23 protein-coding genes are annotated in these 22,061 nt (G+C 58.8%); 10 read left to right on the top strand and 13 right to left on the bottom strand.

From position 1 onward, the window contains the following. Positions 1–29 precede the first annotated feature (29 nt). The 4 genes from M504_RS13975 (at position 30) to M504_RS13960 (ending at position 3,573) form a co-directional block, all read left to right on the top strand. A complete protein-coding gene (locus tag M504_RS13975; RefSeq protein WP_047492427.1) occupies positions 30–407 on the top strand; it encodes a hypothetical protein in 378 nt (125 codons plus the stop codon). Positions 408–422: 15 nt separating this feature from the next. Further along, the gene (locus M504_RS13970) at positions 423–806 is read left to right on the top strand and encodes a hypothetical protein (protein ID WP_232296285.1); all 384 of its coding nucleotides are present in this window, start codon (positions 423–425) and stop codon (positions 804–806) included. A gap of 207 nt (positions 807–1,013) precedes the next feature. Next, a complete protein-coding gene (locus M504_RS13965) occupies positions 1,014–3,026 on the top strand; it encodes a M13 family metallopeptidase (RefSeq protein ID WP_047492422.1) in 2,013 nt (670 codons plus the stop codon). 76 nt (positions 3,027–3,102) lie between these two features. Further along, positions 3,103–3,573: a hypothetical protein gene (locus tag M504_RS13960; RefSeq protein WP_052200738.1), complete on the top strand. Its 471-nt coding sequence runs from the start codon at positions 3,103–3,105 to the stop codon at positions 3,571–3,573. Positions 3,574–3,640: 67 nt separating this feature from the next. Here M504_RS13960 and M504_RS13955 read toward each other — a convergent pair whose 3' ends face one another. Beyond that, positions 3,641–4,033, bottom strand: a complete 393-nt coding sequence (locus tag M504_RS13955; protein ID WP_047492419.1) for a LysM peptidoglycan-binding domain-containing protein — start codon at positions 4,031–4,033, stop codon at positions 3,641–3,643. Positions 4,034–4,209: 176 nt separating this feature from the next. Here M504_RS13955 and M504_RS13950 point away from each other — a divergent pair, with 176 nt between their 5' ends. Continuing rightward, positions 4,210–5,763, top strand: coding sequence for a sulfatase-like hydrolase/transferase (locus tag M504_RS13950; protein ID WP_047495012.1), 1,554 nt, complete (start codon positions 4,210–4,212; stop codon positions 5,761–5,763). Positions 5,764–5,775: 12 nt separating this feature from the next. On the opposite strand, the gene M504_RS13945 is transcribed toward M504_RS13950, so the two are convergent. Together M504_RS13945 and M504_RS13940 are read right to left on the bottom strand one after the other, a co-directional pair. Then, complete coding sequence (locus tag M504_RS13945) at positions 5,776–6,246, bottom strand: hypothetical protein (RefSeq protein ID WP_156993777.1); 471 nt, start codon at positions 6,244–6,246, stop codon at positions 5,776–5,778. Between the two features lie 37 nt (positions 6,247–6,283). Continuing rightward, the gene (locus tag M504_RS13940; RefSeq protein ID WP_047492418.1) at positions 6,284–7,141 is read right to left on the bottom strand and encodes a rhomboid family intramembrane serine protease; all 858 of its coding nucleotides are present in this window, start codon (positions 7,139–7,141) and stop codon (positions 6,284–6,286) included. A 238-nt stretch (positions 7,142–7,379) separates the two neighbouring features. Here M504_RS13940 and M504_RS13935 point away from each other — a divergent pair, with 238 nt between their 5' ends. Beyond that, positions 7,380–7,592, top strand: coding sequence for a hypothetical protein (locus M504_RS13935; RefSeq protein ID WP_047492415.1), 213 nt, complete (start codon positions 7,380–7,382; stop codon positions 7,590–7,592). 91 nt (positions 7,593–7,683) lie between these two features. Continuing rightward, on the top strand, positions 7,684–8,043 hold the full coding sequence (locus tag M504_RS13930) for a carboxypeptidase-like regulatory domain-containing protein (RefSeq protein ID WP_052200736.1): 360 nt from the start codon (positions 7,684–7,686) through the stop codon (positions 8,041–8,043). A 16-nt stretch (positions 8,044–8,059) separates the two neighbouring features. Here M504_RS13930 and M504_RS13925 read toward each other — a convergent pair whose 3' ends face one another. Further along, the gene (locus M504_RS13925) at positions 8,060–9,238 is read right to left on the bottom strand and encodes a peptidase (protein WP_047492410.1); all 1,179 of its coding nucleotides are present in this window, start codon (positions 9,236–9,238) and stop codon (positions 8,060–8,062) included. A 172-nt stretch (positions 9,239–9,410) separates the two neighbouring features. Here M504_RS13925 and M504_RS13920 point away from each other — a divergent pair, with 172 nt between their 5' ends. Then, positions 9,411–10,703, top strand: coding sequence for an MFS transporter (locus M504_RS13920; RefSeq protein ID WP_047492406.1), 1,293 nt, complete (start codon positions 9,411–9,413; stop codon positions 10,701–10,703). A 27-nt stretch (positions 10,704–10,730) separates the two neighbouring features. Here the strand turns inward: M504_RS13920 and M504_RS13915 are convergent, their stop codons facing one another. The 6 genes from M504_RS13915 to M504_RS13890 all read right to left on the bottom strand — a co-directional run bounded on the left by M504_RS13915 (position 10,731) and on the right by M504_RS13890 (position 17,835). Further along, on the bottom strand, positions 10,731–12,641 hold the full coding sequence (locus M504_RS13915; RefSeq protein WP_047492403.1) for an ATP-dependent DNA ligase: 1,911 nt from the start codon (positions 12,639–12,641) through the stop codon (positions 10,731–10,733). Positions 12,642–12,765: 124 nt separating this feature from the next. Next, positions 12,766–13,515, bottom strand: coding sequence for a cytochrome c3 family protein (locus tag M504_RS21420; RefSeq protein ID WP_156993773.1), 750 nt, complete (start codon positions 13,513–13,515; stop codon positions 12,766–12,768). A 95-nt stretch (positions 13,516–13,610) separates the two neighbouring features. Continuing rightward, positions 13,611–15,176, bottom strand: a complete 1,566-nt coding sequence (locus M504_RS13905; protein ID WP_047492400.1) for a GMC oxidoreductase — start codon at positions 15,174–15,176, stop codon at positions 13,611–13,613. Between the two features lie 27 nt (positions 15,177–15,203). Next, a complete protein-coding gene (locus M504_RS13900) occupies positions 15,204–15,959 on the bottom strand; it encodes a gluconate 2-dehydrogenase subunit 3 family protein (RefSeq protein WP_047492397.1) in 756 nt (251 codons plus the stop codon). Positions 15,960–16,047: 88 nt separating this feature from the next. Further along, entirely contained in the window at positions 16,048–16,617 is a 570-nt protein-coding gene (locus tag M504_RS13895) for an RDD family protein (RefSeq protein ID WP_047492394.1), read from the bottom strand. A 45-nt stretch (positions 16,618–16,662) separates the two neighbouring features. Further along, on the bottom strand, positions 16,663–17,835 hold the full coding sequence (locus M504_RS13890; RefSeq protein ID WP_047492393.1) for a Gfo/Idh/MocA family protein: 1,173 nt from the start codon (positions 17,833–17,835) through the stop codon (positions 16,663–16,665). 98 nt (positions 17,836–17,933) lie between these two features. On the opposite strand from M504_RS13890, the gene lipA reads away from it, so the two are divergent. Next, positions 17,934–18,845: a lipoyl synthase gene (gene lipA / locus M504_RS13885; RefSeq protein WP_047492390.1), complete on the top strand. Its 912-nt coding sequence runs from the start codon at positions 17,934–17,936 to the stop codon at positions 18,843–18,845. Positions 18,846–18,848: 3 nt separating this feature from the next. Here the strand turns inward: lipA and M504_RS13880 are convergent, their stop codons facing one another. After that, the gene (locus M504_RS13880; protein WP_047492388.1) at positions 18,849–19,238 is read right to left on the bottom strand and encodes a hypothetical protein; all 390 of its coding nucleotides are present in this window, start codon (positions 19,236–19,238) and stop codon (positions 18,849–18,851) included. A 31-nt stretch (positions 19,239–19,269) separates the two neighbouring features. Between M504_RS13880 and M504_RS13875 the strand changes: the two genes are divergently transcribed. Continuing rightward, positions 19,270–19,638 carry a DUF3060 domain-containing protein gene (locus M504_RS13875; protein WP_047492382.1) on the top strand — a complete coding sequence of 123 codons (369 nt, stop codon included), beginning with the start codon at positions 19,270–19,272 and terminating at the stop codon, positions 19,636–19,638. A gap of 13 nt (positions 19,639–19,651) precedes the next feature. Here M504_RS13875 and M504_RS13870 read toward each other — a convergent pair whose 3' ends face one another. Beyond that, entirely contained in the window at positions 19,652–21,010 is a 1,359-nt protein-coding gene (locus M504_RS13870; RefSeq protein ID WP_047492380.1) for a dihydroorotase, read from the bottom strand. Then, positions 21,007–21,981 carry an aspartate carbamoyltransferase catalytic subunit gene (locus tag M504_RS13865; protein ID WP_047492376.1) on the bottom strand — a complete coding sequence of 325 codons (975 nt, stop codon included), beginning with the start codon at positions 21,979–21,981 and terminating at the stop codon, positions 21,007–21,009. Before M504_RS13865 ends, M504_RS13870 begins: the two co-directional genes overlap by 4 nt. Between the last annotated feature and the right edge of the window lie 80 nt (positions 21,982–22,061).

Genomic DNA, 22,061 nt, shown 5'->3' with positions numbered 1-22,061 from the left:
CTTTGGCTGCAGAGCGGATTGGATAGAGGATGAAGCGACTCGGAATGGTTTTAAGCGGGGCGTTGCTGTTGGGAACGGTGGCCCCTGCGGTCGTGGTTCAGCCAGCGGAGGCGCAGCATCACGGCGGATATGACAACGGCTACCGCGGGACACATCCGTATGACGACCGGTATGACCGCAGCCGGTACCAAGACAACCACAAGAGTGGTGGGATTGGGCCGGGCAAGGGCGCACTGATTGGCGGCGGTGCGGGTGCTTTGCTGGGCGGTTTGATTGGCGGCGGCCTGAAGGGCGCACTGATCGGCGGCGCGGTTGGCGCCGGAGGTGGTGCGCTGCTGGGCAAGGCGAATGCTGATAGCCGCAATGATCGCGACTATCGTGACTACAACCACGGCTATCGCCGCTAAGCGCGAGAGGACAGAATGATGATGAAGCATTGGGTACTACGGGCAGCGCTGGTAGGCGGATTGATGGTGGCTCCGATGGCGGTGCAGGCACAGAGCAAACCGGCAGCAAGTGCGACTGTTATGCCGGTGAGCCAGGAACTGTTGACCAGCACGGTTCATGAAGCGTGGGTGGAGAGCGGGCGAAACGAAGACAAGTTCTTTGAGATGGTGCAGGTGTGCGCGAACCTAAGCGCCCAGAAGCGTGGCCTAACGCTGCCGGACACCGAAGCCGCAGGGCGAAAGATGGGCATGCTGATCAAGACAGCGTCTCGTCGTGATTCGGACCAGTTGCTGTATGCGGTGGTGGATGCTGCCGTGAGGCAGACAGCTACGCCGACGACAGCCGCTAATACTAAATAGCTATTCGATTTTGATGAGCGGAGACGCCCGACACCGAGGGCAACGCGGGTGTCGGGCGTCTTTGCGTTCTTTGGGGTTATTGGTCGCCGTTGTCTCTGTCAGTAGAAATGGCGGAGGCCCAGCGCTTTCACAAACGCCTAGAAACACTCCTTGGGGGCGACTTCAGGATGTATTGTGAAGACACTTTGCGAGTCGAGGTTTTCTTCCATGCGCTTTGTGGCTTGTGCGCTTCTGGTTTGTACGCTTTCGTTGCCTGCGCAGCAGTTGCGCGGTGTGCCAGTGGAGAATCTGGACCGCTCTGTGAACCCGTGCAATGACTTTGAGGCGTTTGCCGTGGGCGGATGGCGTAAGACGCATCCGATGCCGGAACGGCAGGCGACATGGGCGATTCGGAGCGTGACCCAGGACGATACGTGGGCGCGTCTGCGGACGATTGCGGAAGACGACATGAAAAAGACGTCGCCGAAGGGTTCGCCTGCTCAGCTAACCGGCGACTTCTACGGCGCGTGCATGGATGATGCGGCCATTAACAGCGCGGGGCTAAAGCCGCTGGAGCCGATGCTGCACGCCGTGGACAGCATTCGCGACGTGAAGGCACTGAATGCAGCCATGGTGACGATGGCTGCGATGGGGATGGATGCGCCTGTGGGTGAGGGTGCGACGCAGGACTCGCATGACACCACGAAGATGATTGCGGAGATACAGATTGGCGGACTGGGGATGCCGGACCGCGATTACTACCTACGCGATGAAGCCCGATTCAAACATGTGCGCGAAGAGTACATGGAGTACATGAAGAAGATGTACGCGCTGGCGGGTGAAAACGCTGAACAGGCCACGACTGACTCCGCTGCTGTAATGAAGATTGAAACAGCATTGGCGCAGGCGCGGATGAGCCGTGTGGAGTTGCGCGATCCGAAGGCGACAGACCATCCGACGACCTTTGCAGAGTTAAAGACACTGGCTCCGCACTATGACTGGGATGCAGACTTCAAGGCAAAACATATTCCAACGACGGGCCACATGAATGTGGGGCAACCGAAGGTGGTGCAGGCGTTTGATGGGCTGCTGACTTCCGTGTCGTTGGCGGAGTGGAAGGCGTACCTGCGGTGGCATCTGCTGGATGGCAATGCGGCTTCATTAGCGGACAACTTTGAAGAAACGTCGTTTGCGTTTCGCGGCACAGTATTGAGTGGCACGAAGGAACAACGCCCACGGTGGCAGCGCTGCGTGATCACAACGGACCGCATGCTGGGCGAGGCGCTGGGCCACGAGTACGTGGACCGCTACCTGCCACCCGAAGCAAAGGCTCGTGCGCGCACCATGGCCGTGAACATTGTGAATGAGTTAAAGCTGTCCATCCAGACACGTGACTGGATGACTGCGGAGACAAAGACGAAGGCGCTGGAGAAGGTGAATGCGCTGAACATCAAGATTGGCTATCCAGACAAATGGAAGACATACGAAGGTGTGGTGGTGAAGCGCGACACGTTTCTGGAGAACGTCATCAGCGCGCGCCGGTACTCGGTGCGTGATGATCTGCAGCAGATTGGCAAGCCAGTGGATCGTGGTCGCTGGGACATGACGCCGCCCACAATGAATGCGTATTACAACCCGCTGATGAACGAGGTGGTGGTGCCTGCGGGATATCTGCAGCCGCCGGGCTTTGATCCGAAGGGACTGGATGCCATTAATTATGGCGCGGTGGGTGTGAGCATTGGCCATGAGATAAGCCACGGTGTGGATGATGAGGGCGCACAGTATGCTGCAGATGGTCGGCTGCTGAAGTGGTGGACGGATGCCGACTATAAGAACTTCACGGAGCGCACAGCATGCACCACGAAGCAGTATGACAACTACTTTGTGGAGCCGGGACTACACCTGCAGGGCAAGCTGGTGACAGGTGAATCACTGGGTGATCTGGGTGGCGTGAATCTTGCATTCCGCGCATACGAGCGATCGCGTGAGGGCAAAGGACCAGAGCCAACGGTGGACGGATTGACACCGGAACAACAGTTCTTCCTGGCGGAAGGACAGTGGCGTGGCGCATTGGCACGCCCGGAGATGGCACGCACTGCAGTGTCCACTGATCCGCATCCGCCGGGGCGCTATCGTGTGCTGGGCCCGCTGAGCAATATGCCCGAGTTTGATAAGGCGTTTGCGTGCAAGGAAGGCGATGCGATGGTACGGCCAACAGCGGAGCAATGCTCTGTTTGGTAAGCGGCTTGTTTCTTGATGCTTCGAAGACAAGCGGGATGAAGCAACGCAACTTTCTGCGTGATGTGTGTTCATACTGATGCGTGCTTTTGACGACGACGGCGATGGGCGCCGCGGCGATCTGGGGGCCGTAGGACGGTTGGTCATGAAACGGTTTGGACGTGTGGTGATGTCGGGTGTTTTGCTGGCGGGTATGGTGGCTCCAGTGGCGGCTTCGGCGCAGGGTCCTCGGCCGGGGCAGTATGCCAGCAGCTATTACGGCAATGGGTATCGCAATGATGGCTACCGCAACAACAGCTATCGCGACACGGATTATCGTGGCGGTTATAACGGTGGTTATCGCAACGATGGTCGCTACTACTATGGCAATCACTACAACGGCGTTGGACCGGGTACGGGTGCGGCGATTGGTGGCATTGCCGGTGTTGTGCTTGGCGGATTGCTGGGCGGCGGTAAGGGTGCGCTGATTGGCGGCGCTGCGGGCGCTGGTGTGGGTGCGATTGCCGGTGCTGCGAATCAGAATTCGCGTCGTGGTTATTACGGCTACTAAGTTTTAACGATGTTAGAAAGGGCCGAGGCGATTGCCTCGGCCCTTTGTCATGCAGCTTGTTGCGCTGTTAACTGCGCACTGGGATGTTCAGTGTTGTGCCTGCGGCTAGCTTGTTTGGGTCGGCGATGTTGTTGGCCTTTACGATGATGCCGTAGAGATTGCCGTCGCCGTAGAAGTGCTGGGCGATTTTGCTGAGCATGTCGCCGGGCTTGGTGGTGTAGGGCTGATCCTGTCCGCCGCTGTTGATGAGTTCGTGTTGCAGGTCAGCGTATTGCGCGTCGACTTTCTTGATCTGATCCCATACGAAGTTGAGCGTTACCTGCGAGGGCAGTGTTGCCTTTACGTGCAGCTTGTCGCCTGCGAGGGATACATCCTGCAGTTGCGCGCCTTCCGGTGTGAAGCGATCAATTGCTTTCAGGACGGGTTCATACTTCTGCTGCAGTGTTGCCAGATCAGCCATTGGAAAAATCTCCTTCGCATGGCTTGGATGCGCGAAATGATGTTGGAGAAACGAGCGAGGACACACGTTACTGAACGTTCATATTTCGGTTGTGTGAAAGAATCATCCCGCTGCGTGGGCATGTGCTTTGAGCAGCACGAGATGGGAGACAGAGAGCAGTGACTATGGACATGCGCATGAATCGCAGACGGTTTCTTGGTGGGCTGGCGGCGGCTGCTGTTGTTACATCTGCACCCAGCCTGCTGGCTGCTGCGACGCGCAGACCCAACATTGTGGTGATTCTGGCGGACGATCTTGGCTATGGCGATGTGTCGAGCTATGGCGCGAAGGATGTTGCTACTCCGAATATTGATTCGCTTGCGAAGCAGGGTTTGCGATTTACGAATGCACATACAGATGCCGCCACGTGCACGCCTTCACGCTACGCGATGATGACCGGCAGTTATGCGTGGCGCAAGGATGGCATCGCCGTGTTGCCGGGCGATGCGAAGCTGTTGATCGATCCGCAGCAGGCGACGATTGCGTCGGTGCTGAAATCTGCTGGCTACACGACGGGGCTTGTGGGCAAATGGCATATTGGTCTGGGCGATGGAACGATTGATTGGAATGGCGAGATCACGCCGGGGCCGTGCGAGCTTGGATTTGATGATGCGTTCTTCTTTGCTGCTACGGCGGATCGAGTGCCTACGGTTTACATCCACAATCATCGTGTGGTGAATCTTGATCCTGCTGATCCGATCCATGTTTCGTATAAGACAAAGATAGGTAACGAACCTACCGGTAAAGAAGACCCTGAGCTGCTGAAGATGAAGCTAAGCGAAGGGCATGACGGCACCATTGTGGATGGCATTAGCCGCATTGGTTGGATGGAGGGCGGCAAGTCTGCGCGATGGGTGGATGAGAAGATGGCCGCGACCTTCACGGGTAAGGCTGTGGAGTTTATTGATCGCAACCATGACAAGCCTTTTCTGCTGTACTTCACGCCCAGCGATATTCACGTGCCGCGTGCTCCTGCTTCAGAGTTCGCGGGTAAGAACACGTGCGGTGTGCGCTGCGATGTGATCAGCCAGTTGGACTGGAGTGTGGGGCAGGTGCTGGATGCGCTGAAGCGCAATCATCTGGATGAGAACACTCTTGTTGTATTCACTTCAGACAACGGGCCTGTTGTGAATGATGGTTATGACGATGGATCCGATCGCAAGCTGGGACAGCACAAACCTGCAGGGCCGTGGCGTGGTGGGAAGTATTCGATACAAGAGGGCGGCACGCGTGTGCCGTTTCTTGTGCGCTGGCTGGGCACGGTGAAGCCGGGCGTTTCTGATGCTTTGATCAGCCAGGTGGACTTCTTGGCGAGCTTTGCTGCGCTTACCAAACAGGCGGTTCCTGCGGGGTCTGCGCAGGATAGTCAGAACATGTTGCAGCCGTTGTTGGGGCGCAGTACTGCTGGTCGTGAATCACTAGTGGAAGAGGCAACGGTGCTGGCGGTTGTGGAAGGCCAGTGGAAATTGGTGGATCGTTCGCAGCGGCCCGGCATTCATACCAAGCCGGAGACGGGTGGTTTGAATGAGAAGTCTACGCGGCAGTTCTGGGGGCAGCCTGCTTATCCGACTTCGCCGTTGGAACTCTACGATCTGAAAGCCGATCCCTATGAGTTGCACAACCTGGCGAGTGAACATCCGGAGATTGTGCAAAGGCTGCGTGAGAAGCTGCAGCGGATCCGGGGCCGCTGAGGTAGAGATTTCTCACGGCAATGAGCGGTAGGCGTGAATGAGCTTTCGGGCACGAGTAAGCAGGCTAAGCTTGTGCTTTGAACTCAGAACTAAAGTACCGTTCTTGGGCAACCACACTTCTCCGCTTGGAGAACTTACATCGTAGAAACCCAACTTGTTCTTTGCGGCTAGACGGAAGACGGTTTCATTCGCCTGCGCGGATTTTGACCAAGCAAATGCGATGTAAACCATGTTCGGAGCGATACAGTAGTCCGCTGCAGTAGCTTCATCACCGGGGAGTTCTTCTTCTGCTAAAGGTCCATTGAGCGGAGGGAAAATTGGGAAAATATCCGCGATGAAAGATCGCAGTCTTACCGTTGCATTTGCGGGATTGTCGTAATCGATCGGCTCATTCCAATCCGTCTGGCCCCGAAACCACTCCAGAAATGCATCTCGCTCTAGCGGAATATTTTCAGGATCGAATACCGCCAAGTAATAGCTCATGCGCCCACTATAAGGGCGCATGAGCGTACCGTCATAGTTAGTTCATCCACTTGCGATCTTGCGGATTGCGCTCTTCTTCTTCGGGCGCGATGTAGCGGCCGTCTTCATCGAATTTCACGATGCGGTCCTGCTTGCGCATGTAGACCTCAAACTTGCGTGCGGCGCGACGGCGCTTCCAGCGGTAGTAGCCGTTACGCATGCCGTACCAACGTTCGCTGGTGGAGGCAGACAGGCCGGTGCGGCGTGCCAGTTTTGTGTAGGCGTAGCCGCTGAGTCCGCTGCAGATGGCGAGCAGTGCCCAGAGCGCATTGCCTTCAAAGATCAGCATGGCCACGTAGATCAGGCCACCCATCCAGACGACATATTTTGCCTTGGCGCGGAGGACGAAGAAGAGGAGAAATTCTGTGTCGCCGAAGAAGACGGCGAAGGCTATGAGGACGCCGAAGAGCGGCGCGCCTACGCCTCCCACCGCGATGGTGGGATCGAGGTGGGGCAGGATGACGCGGCCACCGGTGACCAGTGGCGGCAACGCGGTAAGGAGTGTGGCCAGGATGCTGCCGCCGAGTGCCGAGACGTAAAACAGCTCCGTGAACCAGCGTGATCCGCGAATGTCTTCCAGCATGGCGCCGGTGAACCAGAGATTCAGCAGTGCAAAGGCGAAGGAGATGATGCCGCTATTGAAAAACGGGTACGTGAGCAATTGCCAGACGTAGCCGTGGCGGACGACAGCCCACGGTGTGAGCAGGAAGAAAAGTTGCAGAAACCGCCCCACAGCGGGTGATACCAGCGCCAGCAATCCTGTGAGAAGATACACAGCCAGCAGCGCAATCACGAGGCGGCGAACGGCGCCGCGGAAGGGTGGCAGGGTGAGCGTGACTGGGTCGCGCGGAGACATCAACCATCATTTCATCACAGTTCGTTGTCGGCATGCGTAAAGAGAGACGTGTACTCTGCTGAAGTGGCACGAGCGTCTTAGCGGCTGAAGAATGCCGTTCGAAACAACCCCGCGCGGCGCGGTTTGCGTCTGTAGCAAATAACGCAGCCACAACTGCATCTGAGCGGGAAAACAAAACGATGGGCACCGGCATGTACCGGACCTGCAACACAACACAAAAACGCTAGAGGGAACGATCATGGCAGCGACTTGCCCAGAGTGCGATAACCAGCTCGACATCGATGTGGACGAGGTTGAAGAGGGCGAAACCATCACCTGCGACGAGTGTGGGACAGAACTGGAGATTGTCTCCACCGAGCCCCTGCAAATTGCACCGGTGGATGCCGAAGGCTACGACGACGAGGACGACGATTATGGCCGTTCTCATGACGATGACGAGGACGAGGAGTAATCGCGACTCCCGCGATGACTTCGGGTTTAATCCGATATAAGGGACGATGGTTGCCGCGGAGACTCCCCGGCAGCCATCGCACAGGCGATACATGAACCGATTGCGCATCCTTCCGTTTCTGTTTGCCGGAGGCCTTCTGCTGGCTCCTGTAAGCGTCACCATGCCCACCGCACAGGCGCAGGCCGCCGCTGCCACACGCAGCGTGACCGGCACCGTGGTGGACAAGTCCGGGGCCATGGTGAAGGGTGCCGTTGTCCATCTGAAGGACACACGCGCACTGTCGCAGCGCAGCTATATTACGGCGGATGACGGGCAGTTTCGCTTTGCCCAGCTCTCCACGTCGACGGATTATGAGCTGTGGGCGGATCTGAACGGACAGAAGTCCGACAGCAAGAATCTCAGCTCCTTCGACACCAAAAAGGTCCAGGAGATAACGCTGAAGCTGCCGTAACCGGCGCAGCGTTTCCCTAGTGCAGCAGGCCTGCTTGTGGGGCCTTGCCGCTGTGGACCCATGTCAGCAATTCGTCAAAAGCGTGGCCGACTTCGTCGGGAGTAAAGGTGCAGTGCCCTTCGCGGTGGACGTATTGCTGTACGAGGTTGTCAGCAAAGCCGGCGTGCGCTACTTCGCTGGCGTATAGCGTCAGGGAGTTCGCAGGGATCAATGGGTCGTAGATGGTGTGCAGCGCCAGCATGGGTTTGGTGAGACGACCGCTGGGCCAGTAGTGCGCCATCAGGTAGTCGCGGGCTGGTTTATCGGGTGCGTAGCGGCGTACGCCGTCGTTCAGCGCGTAGTCGGTGGCCGTGGTCACGCTGGTGCCGGTGTAGATCCAGTTGCGGTTGTCGAAGGGATTGCCGCCAGCCTTCCTCTGCAGATCGCCGATGACGTATGTGAAGTAGCCGATGGCGCGAGCCACCTCCACGTCCGAGTGCAGCTGCATGAGTTCGCGCATGGCCAGCGCGGCGTCCGGCTTGGCACGCAGCGCGGTGAGTACCTTCTGCCGCAGCGCTTCACTCTCTTCAAAGTTCGGCGGGACCGGGTCTAGCGGGCCCATCAGGCCGGGGAAGTAGAAATCGAACGCGGCGCGCGTAGCGAAGCGGCGATCGAGATGCACGTAGCTTGGGCCGACCGCTCCGCACAGGTTCAGGCCGCCCGTGTAGGTGTTCTTGCTATTCAGCTCCATGGTGATCATGGTGAGCGCACCCCCCATGGAGCCGCCTGCGGCGAAGGTCTCGCGCGGGGTGCCGTACTTCTTCACGAAGTAGCGGCGCAGCGATTCGGTATCTCCGTATCCCGCCTGCAGTGCCCATCCGGTTTCGCTGTAACCGCTCTGGATAACGGCGAAGCCGCGTCGGTACATCTGCTCGGGCTGCGCGCCGATGCTGCCGTCAAGACGGAAGCGGAACGGCGATTCCGAGTAGCCGTGATAGAAGACGACCAGGGAACGGTTCCACGATGCGGGTATGTCAATGCGATATTCGGCGCGCCCTAATACGCCTACCTCGGTGATGGAACCGTTGTTGCCGTGCAGCACTTCCGGCTCGCCCGTGGGTGTGGGCGACGCCTGACCCACCGCCGCGGCTGGCAGCACCGCAAAGAATGCGGCAGCAGCGCAGCACAAAAGCCGACGTGAGGCACCAAGGTTCATGGGTATGTCTCTCAGCATATCAAGCCGTAGTACGTGCCGCGAGATGATACCGTTCCACATCTACATCTACGATGCAAAAGCGATGCAGCCCCAGTGCACAAGTGCCTTCATAGGCTGAGGATGGCGAAGAATTTCCGCGGCTGGCAACACGGACAGCAGCTACGATAACGCAATGTCTTCCGCCGCTCCCACTGCATCACAACGCCGTTACATGCCCGCATGGATCACTGGCGTTCTCTACGGCGGCACCTACAACGGCTTTGCGTCTGTAAGTCTTTCGCAACTGATGCCTGAGCACGGTGTGACGCTGGGTCGCACCGCCGATATGATCGCCCTGATTCTGACGGCCAGCTACGTCAGTTTTCTGCTGACGCCGCTGGTGGACTGCGCTTTGCCGCGTCGTGTGTGGGCGGGGTTGTTGGCCATTACCGCAGCGGCATGTCTTTGTTTCTCTGTGCCTATGCTCGCGGCTGGAGCGGAAAATGGAGGCCACGGCCCGCATGCCACCGCGTTGATGCTGGTGGTGTTCTTCGGTTATCTGTGCAACCAGATGTACACCAGCACCATTGGTGGCATGGTTCCGAATCTGGTGCGTCCTTCGCAGCATTCGGCGGCGAGTGCGTGGCTCAACATCAGCTACCTTGCGCTGACAGGAGCGGGCGGCGCGCTTTGCGTGTGGGAAGTGCGCAATCTACCGGTTCATGTGGCGATGTTCACTGTGCCCATTCCCATTCTTCTGGGCGCAACACCACTCTTCTTCATCCCGAAGGAAGACCGCATCCCGCGCCGGGTGGGCGAGGCGATGCACAAACTGTTCAGCGATCTATGGGAGACGGCGCGGCAACCGAGTTATCTGTTCGCGCTGCTGGTATTCGTGATCCCGTCTTCGACGTTTGCGTTGCAGAATCTGTTCGGCGGAATGGGCGCGGACTTTCATGCCAGCCCGGAGTTGACCAATCTTTCGGTAGGGCTACTGTTCACCATTGCATGCGCGATTGGCGCGGCTGTCGGTGGGCCTTTGAGTAATCGCTTTGATCGTCGGTTTCTATTTATTGCACCGGCGATGCTGGCTGCGCTGGGATCGCTTGCGATGGCATTTGGTCCGAAAACACCGTGGGTGTTTGCAGCCGGGCTTTTCTTTTACAACCTGATGGCAGGCATCAATTACACAGCAACCAGCGCGCTGGTTTTCCAGATTGTGGGCAAGAACAATCCACTGAGCGCGACGCAGTATGCGGTTTCGATTGCGGCCTGCAACCTGGCCATTACCGGCTCCGTGAAGATGGATGGCGTAGGCGCAGACCACTTTGGAGTGCATGGCGCGCTGGTGACCGATGCGCTTTTGAGCCTTGTGCTGGGCACGCTGGTTTTGCTGCTGGTGTGGAAGTTTGGTGGAGGATTCCCGAAGCCACCGATTGGCGAAGACGAACTGGTGGAAGCAGAGGCTGGCGCAAAGATCGCATGACATCATGCGTTGCGTTGGCGCGAAGCGCTACACCGGTTTGTCTGGTTGTGATTGATAAATCTCTTCCACGCGTTCCACTGTGTCGATATCGTCGACCGACTTATCTCGACGGATCTGCACAATGCGCGGAAACCGCAGCGCGAATCCTGATGCGTGACGATCGCTGCGCATGATGTTATTGAACGCAATCTCCAGCACTACGAGAGGCTCAACGCTGCGGAAGTGTCCGTAGTCTTCGAGCGTATGCGCTTTGCTCCAGTCAGTAAGCTCCACGATCTCCGCATCGGTCAGACCGCCGTACGCTTTGCCCACGTTCTGCAGAGAGCCATCGCTAGCGCGCACTGCGAATGTGTAGTCGGACAGGAGCTGCGAGCGCCGTCCGTGACCATACTCTGCGCCGGTGATGACCACATCCAGCGTGTCGAGATGGCGCTTCAGCTTCATCCACGAAAGTCCACGACGACCCGGCTGATAGAGCGAGCCGGAAGACTTGATCATGACGCCCTCGTTACCGCGATCACGCGCCGCGACATAGGCACGATCCAGATCGCTTGCCGAGTGCGCCTCCACCACCTGCGAGAGAAGCAACCGTTGTTCTCCCTGCGGAGTCGCAGCAGAATCGTCAACAAAAAGCCCACCCGAAGGCAGAGGGGCTTCGGCCTCCAACGGCGAAAGCGTCACTGCCTGCATGCGCGAAGCCAGTGCTTCCAAACGGCGGCGACGTTCACTCAACGGCAAGTCCAGCAACAACTCACCATGCGCGAAGAGGATGTCGAATGCCATGTAAACAACCGGCGTTCCGCTGCGGACTGCGTTCGTGACCTTCTTGCGACCGATGCGAGGCGACAGCATTGCAAACGGTAACGCGCGTTCACTGCGAACATCCCACGCTAACAACTCACCATCCAGAATCACGCCGCTGCTATTGCCGATCACAGCCTCGCTCACCGCAGCGAAGGCTTCCACAATCTCCGGATAACTTGCGGTCACATCCTCACGATTGCGTGAGTACAGCGCGACGCGTCCCGGATCATCGCTGCTGCCAAAGTGCAGTTGCACGCGCATGCCATCGAACTTGTCTTCTACCTGCGCATCGAGATGGATTGCCTGCAACGCCGCGTGTTCCTGCTCCGCATCATCCAGTGCAGACTCATCCTCTGCGCGAATATGCGGTTCTGGTTCGGCGTGCGATTGCGGCGGCACACTGATGCCCGCTTCCTCTGCAGCCTCTGGCTTGGAGGCGAACCGTTTCACCGCCTCTTCCGGTGTGTCCACAGGAGAAGCCAGCATGAACCCCAGCGGATGGAAGAGCCGCATACGCGCCTCGCGCAACGTAACGCTGAAGGCCATCTGCGTGGCGCGCGCGAGGTCCGCTTCCAGCATCACTGCGTTACGTACTTCAGCTAGCGGCTGCTCCGCGGCGACGGCGATGGCTTCCTCAATCAGCGCCTGCTTCACTCCAATGCGCATGTCGCCGCTGATGAGCTTCACCAGGTACTTCGCCTCGACGGGCGAACACCGCTCCAGTAAGCCCGTAAGCAGCGCCTGTCGTTGCGCTGTCGTTTTTGCCGCGGGGATGGCCGCAAACGCCTCTGCGACCTGGGCGAAGGTTAGGCTCGGCTCGGGTAGATGTCCTTGCTCGGCGAACAGGTCGCCCGCGGCTGCGCCGATATCGCCATGCCGACGCCAGGCCGCCGTGAACTGCTCCTCCGACGGTCGCACGATATCCCGCAGGACACGCGACAGCATGGCGCCGCCAATGCTCAGTTTGCGTGCATCCGATTCCGGAAACGCCTCGCCGGAGAGATACAGCGCCAGCAGACCGGCGTCGTCGCGCACCTGTACCAGGCACTCGGCAATTGCCGCACGCTTCTTCAGCTTGCTGGAGGTTTCCGCAAGAGCATCACCCAGGGTTGCGAGTTGAAGGAAGAGCGCCATGCCTCACTTTGACAGATGCTTACGATCACTCCAACGATTGCCTGCACTGGCGATAGCGCAGCGATTCCCAAGAGTAAAGGGCACGGCTTTCGCCGTGCCCTTACCTAATCAATCTCAAGTGCGCTTAAAGCGATGGAGCGTGGAGATAAGGTGCAACGCTCATGAGAGACGCTGCGAGAAGCGACGCGGTGCTACGTTGGGCTGACGGCGCCGCGGTACGCGAAGTTCCGGCAGGAATGTGCAGACGAGCCAGCACCGTCTTGTCTGCATCGAACGGAGACTGCCCATTCTTCGACATGATGGCGTGGCAGGTATCGCAGGTGGCAGGTGCACTTACCTGCTGATGGCACGCAATGCAGCCCGCCATGTGCAGGTTCTTCTCTTCCGCGATGGCTGTGCGCTGGGCGACAGGGCCGTGGCAGCCTTCGCAGGTGGCGCCTGCAGAGATATGTGTCTTGTGGCTGAAGGTCACGAATGACGGGACGCGATAGACGCGCACCCACTGGATGAGTTCGTTGTTCTTTGCCGCATCGGCCAGGTGCTTGATGTCGGGCTTATCCGTGGCAATGGCGGCATGGCACAGCATGCACTTCGAAGGCTGCGGGATGGCAAGCGTTGCGCCGCCGCGGTTGGGCTCGTGGCAGTCATTGCAACCGAGCTTGGCTGTACCGACGTGCAGTTGGTGATTGAAGTTGATGGGCTGCCCTGGAGCGGTATTGCCCGTGACATTCGGCGCAGATGCCTTGGCTACATCGGCTGGCGATGCCACCTGCGCAGCATCACCCGCCGGTGGCGCGCCCATGGAATCATCCTGCGCGTGCGCTCCCAGAGCGAATGCGAACATCAACGCAACTGCCAGCAACAACTTCTTCAACGAACGTTCTCCCCTGATGGAAACGTGCCGCTCCCTGATGGGAAACGGCACGTTCCGTTACTGCAAGTGTACTTCTGTTTAGATGACGCCGAGAGCTAGACGTTGCCCTTGCGCATCTCTTCGGCCAGATACTCCGAAGCGCGCATGGCCAGCGACAGGATCGTCATGGTTGGGTTCTGCCATCCGGCGCACACCATCACGCTGGCGTCCGAGATGAACATGTTCTTGTGATCGTGCGTCTGGTTCCACTGGTTCACAACGCCCTTCTTCGGGTCGTCGCTCATACGAGCGGTGCCCTGCTCGTGGATCGAGTAACCAGCCGGGTTGTACTTGTAGTTCTTCACCAGAACTTCAAAGCCAGCTCCCTCAGCCATGGAAGCCATCGTGTCGACCATGTCTTTCGCCATGTTGTCTTCGTTGAGGCCGTACTTGGTGCTGATGGTCAGGGTCGGCATACCCCATGCGTCCAGAACCTGCTTGTTCAGGTACACATGGTTTTCGTAGTGGCCCAGCGTCTCGCCCATGATGTTGCAGCTAAAGCCGCTGCCGTTGTACTCTTCCAGCTTTTTATCCAGAGCTGCGCCGTACTCGGGGAAGGAGCGCGAGTCCATCGGGCCCGGGCTGGAGGAAACGTTGACGGCATAACCGCGCATGAAGCCCGGCGTCTTCGTTTCAAGGTTACGGAAACGCGGAATCAGAGCGCCGCCGCCGATAACACCCGGCTTGCCGCCGCGTGCTTCAGGAACCGATGCCGTGATACCTGCGCCGTAAATCTGATCTGCCAGGTGGTGTCCCAGCAGGCCGCTGGAGTTCGCAAGCTCAGAGATCATGAGCAGACGCGTGGTTTCCAGCGTGCCGCAGGCCACGATGACAACGCGTGCCTTCAGCACCATTTCGCGGTGCGAGTGGCGATCAATGAAGATCACACCGTCTACCTTGCCGCTGTTCTTGTCCGTGGTGATCTTGCGGACGATGGCGTTGGTGATGGTGGTCAGCTTGCCCGTTGCCACTGCGTCGGGAATCAGCAGGTTCAACGAAGCAGCCATGCCGTCACGGCCGCGCGCGGAGCGTGCCTTGGTGACGGGAACGCCCTGCTTCTTGCCAGCGTCTACAAACCGCTGCATCGCAGGCGACCAGGGCGATTTGTCCTCGACAAAGTTGCCATCCGGATACTGCGGCAGGTTGTCATGGTGACCGCTCACCTGGAAGATCTCTTCCACGCGGTCATAGTAGGGCGCGAGGTCCTTCAACGAGATCGGCCAGTTCTCGCCGAAGCCGTCGTGATCCTTGCACTTGAACTCAAAATCCGACAGGCGGAAGCTCTGGCGGCCCCAGTACGGCGAACGTCCACCCAGGCTGCGCACGCGCACCCAGTTGTACTGCTGGCCAGCCGGATAGTTGTAGGGAATCACCTTCTCATCGACCCACTGGTTCGCGCTGAACTCGCTTGCCTGGAAGATGTGCGGGTGGCGACCCGGAGCATCAAAACCCTTGTACGGGAGCTGGTTCGCCGGCTTCAGCGAGCGATCCTTTTCCCAGTCAATTGCAGGACCTGCATCCAGCATGGTGACTGCAATGCCCTTCTGCGTCAGGATCTTCGCGGCCATGCCGCCGGTGTGTCCCGAACCGATAATCAGTACGTCAACCTTCTTCTCTGCCATGTCGCTCTCTCGTCTCTTCAGAACCGTTTAGGAGTGGGCCTGCTTGGTTAGCGGCGCGGACGCCTTGGGTGCACCGTGGTTCACCCAGGTCTCAATGCCCGGATCCAGCGGATGCACATACAGACCAACGCTCACGCGCTCGCCCGAAACTTCCGCAGCTTGTGCCCATGCAACCGAATTCATCGTGGCCTGGCGAATGTCGCGGTGCGACAGCGCGATAAAGTTCTCGTGCTTCTCAATGGGAGGATGATCGTTGATCCAGCCCTTCAGATAGGGGCGAATAACAGCATCAGCCTGCGCAGCCGAAGACTTCGCAAACGAAACGCCAGACTTCTTCATGCAATCTGCGTTCAGGCGATCCAGACCGTCGTTGTACATGGCCTGACGATCCGCCGGCGATGCGCCGATGAGGAAGTCCAGAAACTCCGGAGCCCCAGCCTGCAGTGCACCGGGAGCACCCTGCGATGGGGGAACCAGCAGATCAGCGAAACGCACCAGCGTGGCATAGCGCGCTGGCGTGAAATAACGCACGTCCGTAACCGCGACAACGTCCGGTTGGGACAGCGGAATGTTCGGCGTTTTGAAAGATGCCATCTGCCGCTGGCGCGCCTGCGCTGCCGGTGCAGATGCGTTATTGGGAGCAACGGCCTGCTCGCCCTGGGTAATAGTGCTGGTGTTGGGCACAGGATTCGCCGCATTTGGCGAAGCCTTCTTCTGTTGGGCAAGGGCAGTGGTGGCCGCGGCCGTTACCGCTAACCCCTTAACAAATTCACGCCGTTTCATGGGCGCAATACTACGAGTTATTGATAATGGCAGTCAACGCGTCTTGAAGAAAATTCAGAGAACGCGGGACCGCCCTTTCCGTCCCACTTCAGACGGCTGCTTCCGCCTCAATTTGGCGCTCTTCGCAGTCAATTTCCGGGTGCAGGGCCGGGCGCACCCGCAACTTCTGTAGATCCACCACGATGGTCTCAGCGATGCGGTCGTGCACGCACATCCGGTTGGCGTTCAGGAAGTACTGGAAGAAGCCAAAACCGCCCTCCAGCAGCGACGCGCCGTATCCCAGACCACGCTCAATGGACTGCCACCAGCCGATGCTGTCATGCGTCAGCGACATGACCCTGATCTTCATCAGCCACTTGCCCGGTGTCTGTCCTTTGCCGAGCTTTAACGCCACACCGAAGTAAACAATGGACTTGATGAGTTCCGGTATCTTCTCGGTGACCTCGTTGACCAGCTCCACGCTGCTATGCGCCTCCGGCAGGAAATGGAAATGCCGGAAGGGCGCCTTCAGGATGCCAATGATGAGAGCGTCGATCATGAACGCCCACGCGCGACGCTTGAAGCTGGCCAGCGGCAGGCCGTTCAGCTCGTCGAAGCGTGCTGTTTCGTGCGCGTGAAACCAGCGATCTCCCCGCCAAGATTTCAGCATGGGCTGCATGTCTCCTGTGTGTGCGTTTGCTCTATTCCACCACAGGAGAAGGCTTTAGCCGCGTTTTGCCTGCCAGACTCCGCCATTTTTATAGGCAAGATTCCCGATATGACCGGCATTTGCCGCCGCAACACCCGCCTCTACCGGCGCGTTTGGCTCCTTCCGCGACTCCAGGCACTGGAAGAAGTTCGTCATGTGGTCGATGGTGCCATCGCGGAAGGACTCTTCCTTCAGGATGGGATTTTGTGCGCCCTTCAGGCCTTCGCGCCACACCGTCATGCCGCCGCGCGTGAGCTTCAGCGTGGCCTCGGTGCCGCGGAACTCCAGCCCGCCGTCGTCGATAGACGAACTCATCATGCCCTCGTACACCACGTCAAAGCCGGGATAACGGAACGCCGCCTGGATGGTGTCCGGGCAATCCCAGTTGGTGAACACGTGCTTGTCGCCGAGCATGGTGGCCATCAACGGTGCGTCGGTCTTCATGGCCCAATGCACGACGTCGATCCAGTGCGCGAACAGGTCCGTCATGGCGCCGCCGCCAAAGTTCCAGTACCAACGCCAGCGGAAGAACTTCTCCGCGTCATACGGCTGATCCGGCGCGCCGCCGAGCCACTGCTTCCAATCAAGCTGCGCCAGGTCTACCGGCTTCGGCACCCAACTCACCGCATAGTTCTGCCACCAGTAGGTGCGCACCTGCGGCACGCGGCCCAGCGCGCCGCTCTGCACCAGTGCAACTGCATCGCGAAATTGCGACCAGCTACGCTGCTGCATGCCGCACTGCAAAATGCGCTTGCCGGAACGCACCGCCTTGCGCAGCGTCTCGCCCTCTTCAATGGTGTGGTTGACGGGCTTTTCCAGGTAGACATCCTTGCCCGCCGCCAGCGCCGCGGTGGCCACGCGCACATGCCAGTGATCCGGCGTGGCGATAATCACGGCGTCGATGTTCTTGTTGTCCGTGACTTCGCGATAGTCGTTGTGCAACGTGGCATTCGTAGCCGAGGGCCGTGTCTTCACCTGTTCGCGATTGGGTACGTACACGTCGCTGACGGCAACAATCTCAAAATCAAAGCCGCTGGCTTCCGCTGCATTCAGCAAAGACTTCATGCGCCCGCCAGCGCCGATGACACCAACGCGAAGGCGCTGGTTGGCTCCAAAAGCAGAACGCGATGCAAGGGCTGTCATGCCCGTGGCAAGCAGAAAGGTGCGGCGGCTGGTGTTAACACTCATGGACAAAAATCCCCTAAATAAATGGCAGCAAGAAATCGCGTCAGTGCGTCGCGCAGCCATACTAAACCCCGTTCAGGACACAGGCGTAGAATGAAGAAGTGACGCCTGCCGCATCGGAACTGATCCAGATTGATCTCTCACCGAAGAAGCCTACGCCCAAGCCGGAGTGGCTGAAGGCGCGCGCGCCCATGGGCGAGACCTTCCATGCGCTGAAGAAGCTCACGCGCGAGCAGGGCCTGCACACCGTCTGCGAAAGCGCTCACTGCCCGAACATTGGCGAGTGCTGGAACCACAAGACCGCCACGTTCATGATGCTGGGCAATAGCTGCACGCGTCGCTGCGGTTTCTGCGCAGTGCCCAGCGGCAAGCCAGAGCCGATCGATCACGATGAGCCTCGCCGCGTGGCCTATGCCGTTGCAACGCTTGGACTGCAGCACGCCGTCATCACCAGCGTGAATCGCGACGATGACAACGTGGGCGCAGCCACTGCCTTCGTCAACGTCATCCATGAGATCCGCAAGCAGGCGCCCGGATGCCAGGTGGAGATTCTGACGCCGGACTTCCAGGGCACGGAAGAGGCGATCCGCCTTGTTGTTGCCGCCGGTCCGGAGATTCTGAACCACAACATTGAGACGGTGCCGCGGTTGTATCGCGTGGCGAAATCCGGTGGACGCTACGAGCGCAGCATCGGCTATCTGCGTCTTGCAAAAGAACTGAATCCGAAACAGGTGACGAAGACCGGCATCATCGTGGGCATGGGCGAAGAGACGCATGAGCTACTCGACGTCTTCCGCGATCTTGCTGCCATCAAGGTCGACATTCTGACCATCGGCCAGTACCTGCGTCCGTCGAAAGACCACATCCCCATGAAGCGTTACTACACGCCGCAGGAGTTTGAGTTCCTGAAGGAAGAGGCGCTGCGCATGGGATTCAAGCATGTGGAGAGTGGACCGCTGGTGCGCTCCAGCTATCACGCGCACGAGCAGGCTCAGTCCACCGGACTGAAGTAAATCTCAGAGACAATCCACGGGCATCTTTTGCAGGCTCACGTCGCGCTTGCCCGCGTGAATCTGCGCGCTGACCGCCACATTCACATCGACGGCGCTGCAATACCACGGGCCATTTTCGCGACGGATACGGAACAGGTACTGCGTCTCGTTGCTTGCGAGCAACATCACAGCGCCGCGCTGTTCGGCACGCTGCCGCAACGTGTCATCGGAGGCCGATTCGAACTCCGCACGAAAGTTTGTCAGAATCGCCTGATCCTGTTGCAGAGCGCGGTGCGAACGACGCATTGCCATGGCAGCGGAGATCAGCAAGGCCACACCGCACAACATCACGCAACAGCCAATGACGCGGCTGAAAAATCGGCGGGCATCGCGAGGACGGGTTACTCTGCTCATACCTTCTGCACCTTCTTATGAGGAAGCCTATATGAAGCCGTTTGCCGTCGCTGTGATGACCGTCACGTTCTCCGTATCCCTATTGGCACAGCGCCAGGTCGCACCGCACGACTTTGACCAGCCCGGCGAACACGACACCGTGATTGCAGGCAATCAGCAGAAGCAAAGCGTTACGTGTGAAAGCGGAACCGCCGTGTATGTGGAAGGCCAGGAAAACGAAGTGCAGGTGCACGGCCGCTGCCGCTTCGTCCGCGTGCAGGGCAACAAGAACCACGTGTGGGTGGACCAGTTCACGACGGTGCCGGTGGAAGGCAACGACAACGTTGTCTTCGTCAGCGATCCGGAAACGCGTTACAGCAGCCGTGGAAACAACAACCGCTTCGAGAAGGCAAAACACTGAAGCACCGCGCAGTTTATGCGCGGTACTTCACTTCGCCCTTCACGAGGGTGAACTTCACTTTGCCCAGCATCGGTGCGCCGTCGAAGGGCGTATTGCGCGACTTCGATCGCGTTGTGCGCACATCGTAAGTCCACTCCGCCGCTGCATCGAACACCATCACATCGGCAAATGCGCCGGTTTGTATGCGGCCCACATCGTGACCGAGCCTGCGCAGATGCAGCTTCTCTGCGGGTGCGGAGGTCATCAGCGCAAGAACATCGATCAACGCCATACCGTGTTCGCGATGCAGGATACGTAGTGATGCACCCAGCGATGTTTCAAGACCTGTGATGCCATTCGGCGCACGTTCAAACTCCACGTTCTTCTCGTGGTGCGCATGCGGTGCATGGTCGGTGGCGATGATGTCCACTGTTCCATCCAGCACAGCGGCGATGCACGCATCCACTTCTGCACGCGAACGCAACGGCGGGTTCATCTTGAAGTGCGTGTCGTAACGACGCGAACGTTGCGCAGGATCGCCTGCAATCGCTTCATCTGTAAACGCAATGTGATGCGGCGCTACTTCACACGTCACATGCAGGCCGCGCGATTTTGCTTCGCGAATCGCTGCAAGCGCCCTTGCCGTGGACACATGTTGCACGTGCAGATGCGGACGCAGCTTCGTCTCGCGCTCAATCTCTTCCAGCAGACGGATATCGCGCTCCACGATGGAAGACTCCGCTTCAATGGGCATGCCGCGCAGTCCCAGGCGAAACGCCACAGGACCGAAGTTCATGCTGGCTCCCACGGTCATGCGCGTGTCTTCCGCGTGTTGCGAAATAGGCAGGCCTAACTTCGCCGCTGCAATGAGCGCCTGTTTCATCACCTCATCGGCAAGCACGGGCTTGCCATCGTCGGTGAAGCCAACCGCGCCCGCCTCCGCGAGTGCAACGTAATCCGTAAGCTCGCCGCCCATACTGCCGACGGTTGCAGCGGGCATGGCCAACACGCGCGCGGAAGGATCGCGTTGCACGCTCTGCACGAATTCCAGTAGCGCGACGGAGTCTGTTACGGGCGTGGTGTTCGGCATGGCGACAACCGTGGTGACGCCGCCTGCGACTGCGGCTAGCGTGCCGGTTGCAATGGTTTCCTTGTGCGTCTGGCCCGGCTCACGCAAGTGCACATGTGCATCAATGATGCCCGGCGCAATGATGCATCCAGTGCAATCGAGAACCTCAGCGCGCATGTTCTTCGCAAGAGCATCCAGTTCACCGGACTGCGTTGTGAAGTCCACTTCACGGATGATGCCGTTCTCCACCAGGACATCGGCAAAGTCATTCGAACCGCTTGCAGGATCGATTACGCGTCCACCGCGCAGAAGAATGGCGCTCATGCGTTTGTCTCCCCCAGCAGCGCGCGATGCAGCAGCGCCATGCGCACAGCAAGACCATGCGTCACCTGCTCTTCAATCGCCGACTGCGGCCCATCTGCCGCGGCAGAATCAATTTCCAATCCACGCACCATGGGGCCGGGATGCATCACCAAAACCTTCGGCGCATGCGCGCGCAGACGCTGTTCGTTCAACTGATATCCCGCGATGTACTCAGCGGAATCAATGTCCAATCCTGCAAGACGCTCGCGCTGAATGCGCAGCATCATTGCCACATCGGCTTGCTGCAATGCCTTTTCAAAATCGCGCTCAATCTCAACGCCATGCGATAGATCCAACGCTTCCTTTGGGCACAGTTCCGGCGGCCCGCAGAAGATCACGCGTGCGCCCAGCTTGGGCAGCAGAATCGCATTCGAACGCGCCACGCGCGAATGACGGATATCGCCTGTGATGACGACGGTCTTTCCTGTCATCGTCGTTGACGTAAGTTGCTGCGACAAGCCAAGCCGCACCAACATCGTGCGCAGATCCAGCAGTGCCTGAGAAGGATGCTCGTGCATGCCGTCGCCCGCATTCAACACAGGCAAACCTGTGGAACGTGCGAGGACTTCCGGTGCGCCGGAATAATTCGAACGCAGAATGATGCACTCCGCGCCCAACGCACGCAGCGTCACACCAGTGTCGTGCAGGCTTTCGCCCTTTTCGATGGACGATGATTTATCGCTCACAAGCGTGGTCATAGCACCCAGCGATTTCGCGGCCAACTCAAAGCTGGTGCGCGTACGCGTGGATGACTCGTAAAACAACAGGGCTACCTTGCGTCCATCCAGATGTTTCATACGCTCGCGATGCGGTTCCGCAACCAGCCGGTTCGTCAGCGCCAGCAGGCGAGTAATGCCATCGAGTGAAATGTCATGAATAGAGGTAAGTGAGCCAGGATGGGACGCTGTCGGGTTGGCAGCTGCAGTGCTCATGGGTTCTTTGCGATGTTAGCAGCCCAAAGCCCAGAGTGTCCTCTTCTGGCGCAGCTTTGCGACAAAGACGGGACAACTTA

Source organism: Terriglobus sp. TAA 43, from assembly GCF_000800015.1.
In the GTDB taxonomy this organism is placed as follows: Bacteria; Acidobacteriota; Terriglobia; order Terriglobales; family Acidobacteriaceae; genus Terriglobus.
This window is presented reverse-complemented; position numbering and strand designations above follow the sequence as displayed.

Bases quoted from the DNA above. Each gene is read 5' to 3' on its own strand.
- M504_RS13895 (WP_047492394.1), bottom strand. From the start codon at position 16,617: ATGCAGCCCATGCTGAAATCTTGGCGGGGAGATCGCTGGTTTCACGCG.
- M504_RS13865 (WP_047492376.1), bottom strand. From the start codon at position 21,981: ATGAGCACTGCAGCTGCCAACCCGACAGCGTCCCATCCTGGCTCACTT.
- M504_RS13925 (WP_047492410.1), bottom strand. From the start codon at position 9,238: ATGAACCTTGGTGCCTCACGTCGGCTTTTGTGCTGCGCTGCTGCCGCA.
- M504_RS13965 (WP_047492422.1), top strand. From the start codon at position 1,014: ATGCGCTTTGTGGCTTGTGCGCTTCTGGTTTGTACGCTTTCGTTGCCT.
- M504_RS13875 (WP_047492382.1), top strand. From the start codon at position 19,270: ATGAAGCCGTTTGCCGTCGCTGTGATGACCGTCACGTTCTCCGTATCC.
- M504_RS13905 (WP_047492400.1), bottom strand. From the start codon at position 15,176: ATGGCAGAGAAGAAGGTTGACGTACTGATTATCGGTTCGGGACACACC.
- M504_RS13950 (WP_047495012.1), top strand. From the start codon at position 4,210: ATGAATCGCAGACGGTTTCTTGGTGGGCTGGCGGCGGCTGCTGTTGTT.
- M504_RS13920 (WP_047492406.1), top strand. From the start codon at position 9,411: ATGTCTTCCGCCGCTCCCACTGCATCACAACGCCGTTACATGCCCGCA.
- M504_RS13960 (WP_052200738.1), top strand. From the start codon at position 3,103: ATGCGTGCTTTTGACGACGACGGCGATGGGCGCCGCGGCGATCTGGGG.
- M504_RS13955 (WP_047492419.1), bottom strand. From the start codon at position 4,033: ATGGCTGATCTGGCAACACTGCAGCAGAAGTATGAACCCGTCCTGAAA.
- M504_RS13970 (WP_232296285.1), top strand. From the start codon at position 423: ATGATGATGAAGCATTGGGTACTACGGGCAGCGCTGGTAGGCGGATTG.
- M504_RS13880 (WP_047492388.1), bottom strand. From the start codon at position 19,238: ATGAGCAGAGTAACCCGTCCTCGCGATGCCCGCCGATTTTTCAGCCGC.
- M504_RS13915 (WP_047492403.1), bottom strand. From the start codon at position 12,641: ATGGCGCTCTTCCTTCAACTCGCAACCCTGGGTGATGCTCTTGCGGAA.
- M504_RS13935 (WP_047492415.1), top strand. From the start codon at position 7,380: ATGGCAGCGACTTGCCCAGAGTGCGATAACCAGCTCGACATCGATGTG.
- M504_RS13975 (WP_047492427.1), top strand. From the start codon at position 30: ATGAAGCGACTCGGAATGGTTTTAAGCGGGGCGTTGCTGTTGGGAACG.
- M504_RS13945 (WP_156993777.1), bottom strand. From the start codon at position 6,246: ATGAGCTATTACTTGGCGGTATTCGATCCTGAAAATATTCCGCTAGAG.
- M504_RS13870 (WP_047492380.1), bottom strand. From the start codon at position 21,010: ATGAGCGCCATTCTTCTGCGCGGTGGACGCGTAATCGATCCTGCAAGC.
- M504_RS13890 (WP_047492393.1), bottom strand. From the start codon at position 17,835: ATGAGTGTTAACACCAGCCGCCGCACCTTTCTGCTTGCCACGGGCATG.
- M504_RS13940 (WP_047492418.1), bottom strand. From the start codon at position 7,141: ATGTCTCCGCGCGACCCAGTCACGCTCACCCTGCCACCCTTCCGCGGC.
- M504_RS13900 (WP_047492397.1), bottom strand. From the start codon at position 15,959: ATGAAACGGCGTGAATTTGTTAAGGGGTTAGCGGTAACGGCCGCGGCC.
- M504_RS13930 (WP_052200736.1), top strand. From the start codon at position 7,684: ATGAACCGATTGCGCATCCTTCCGTTTCTGTTTGCCGGAGGCCTTCTG.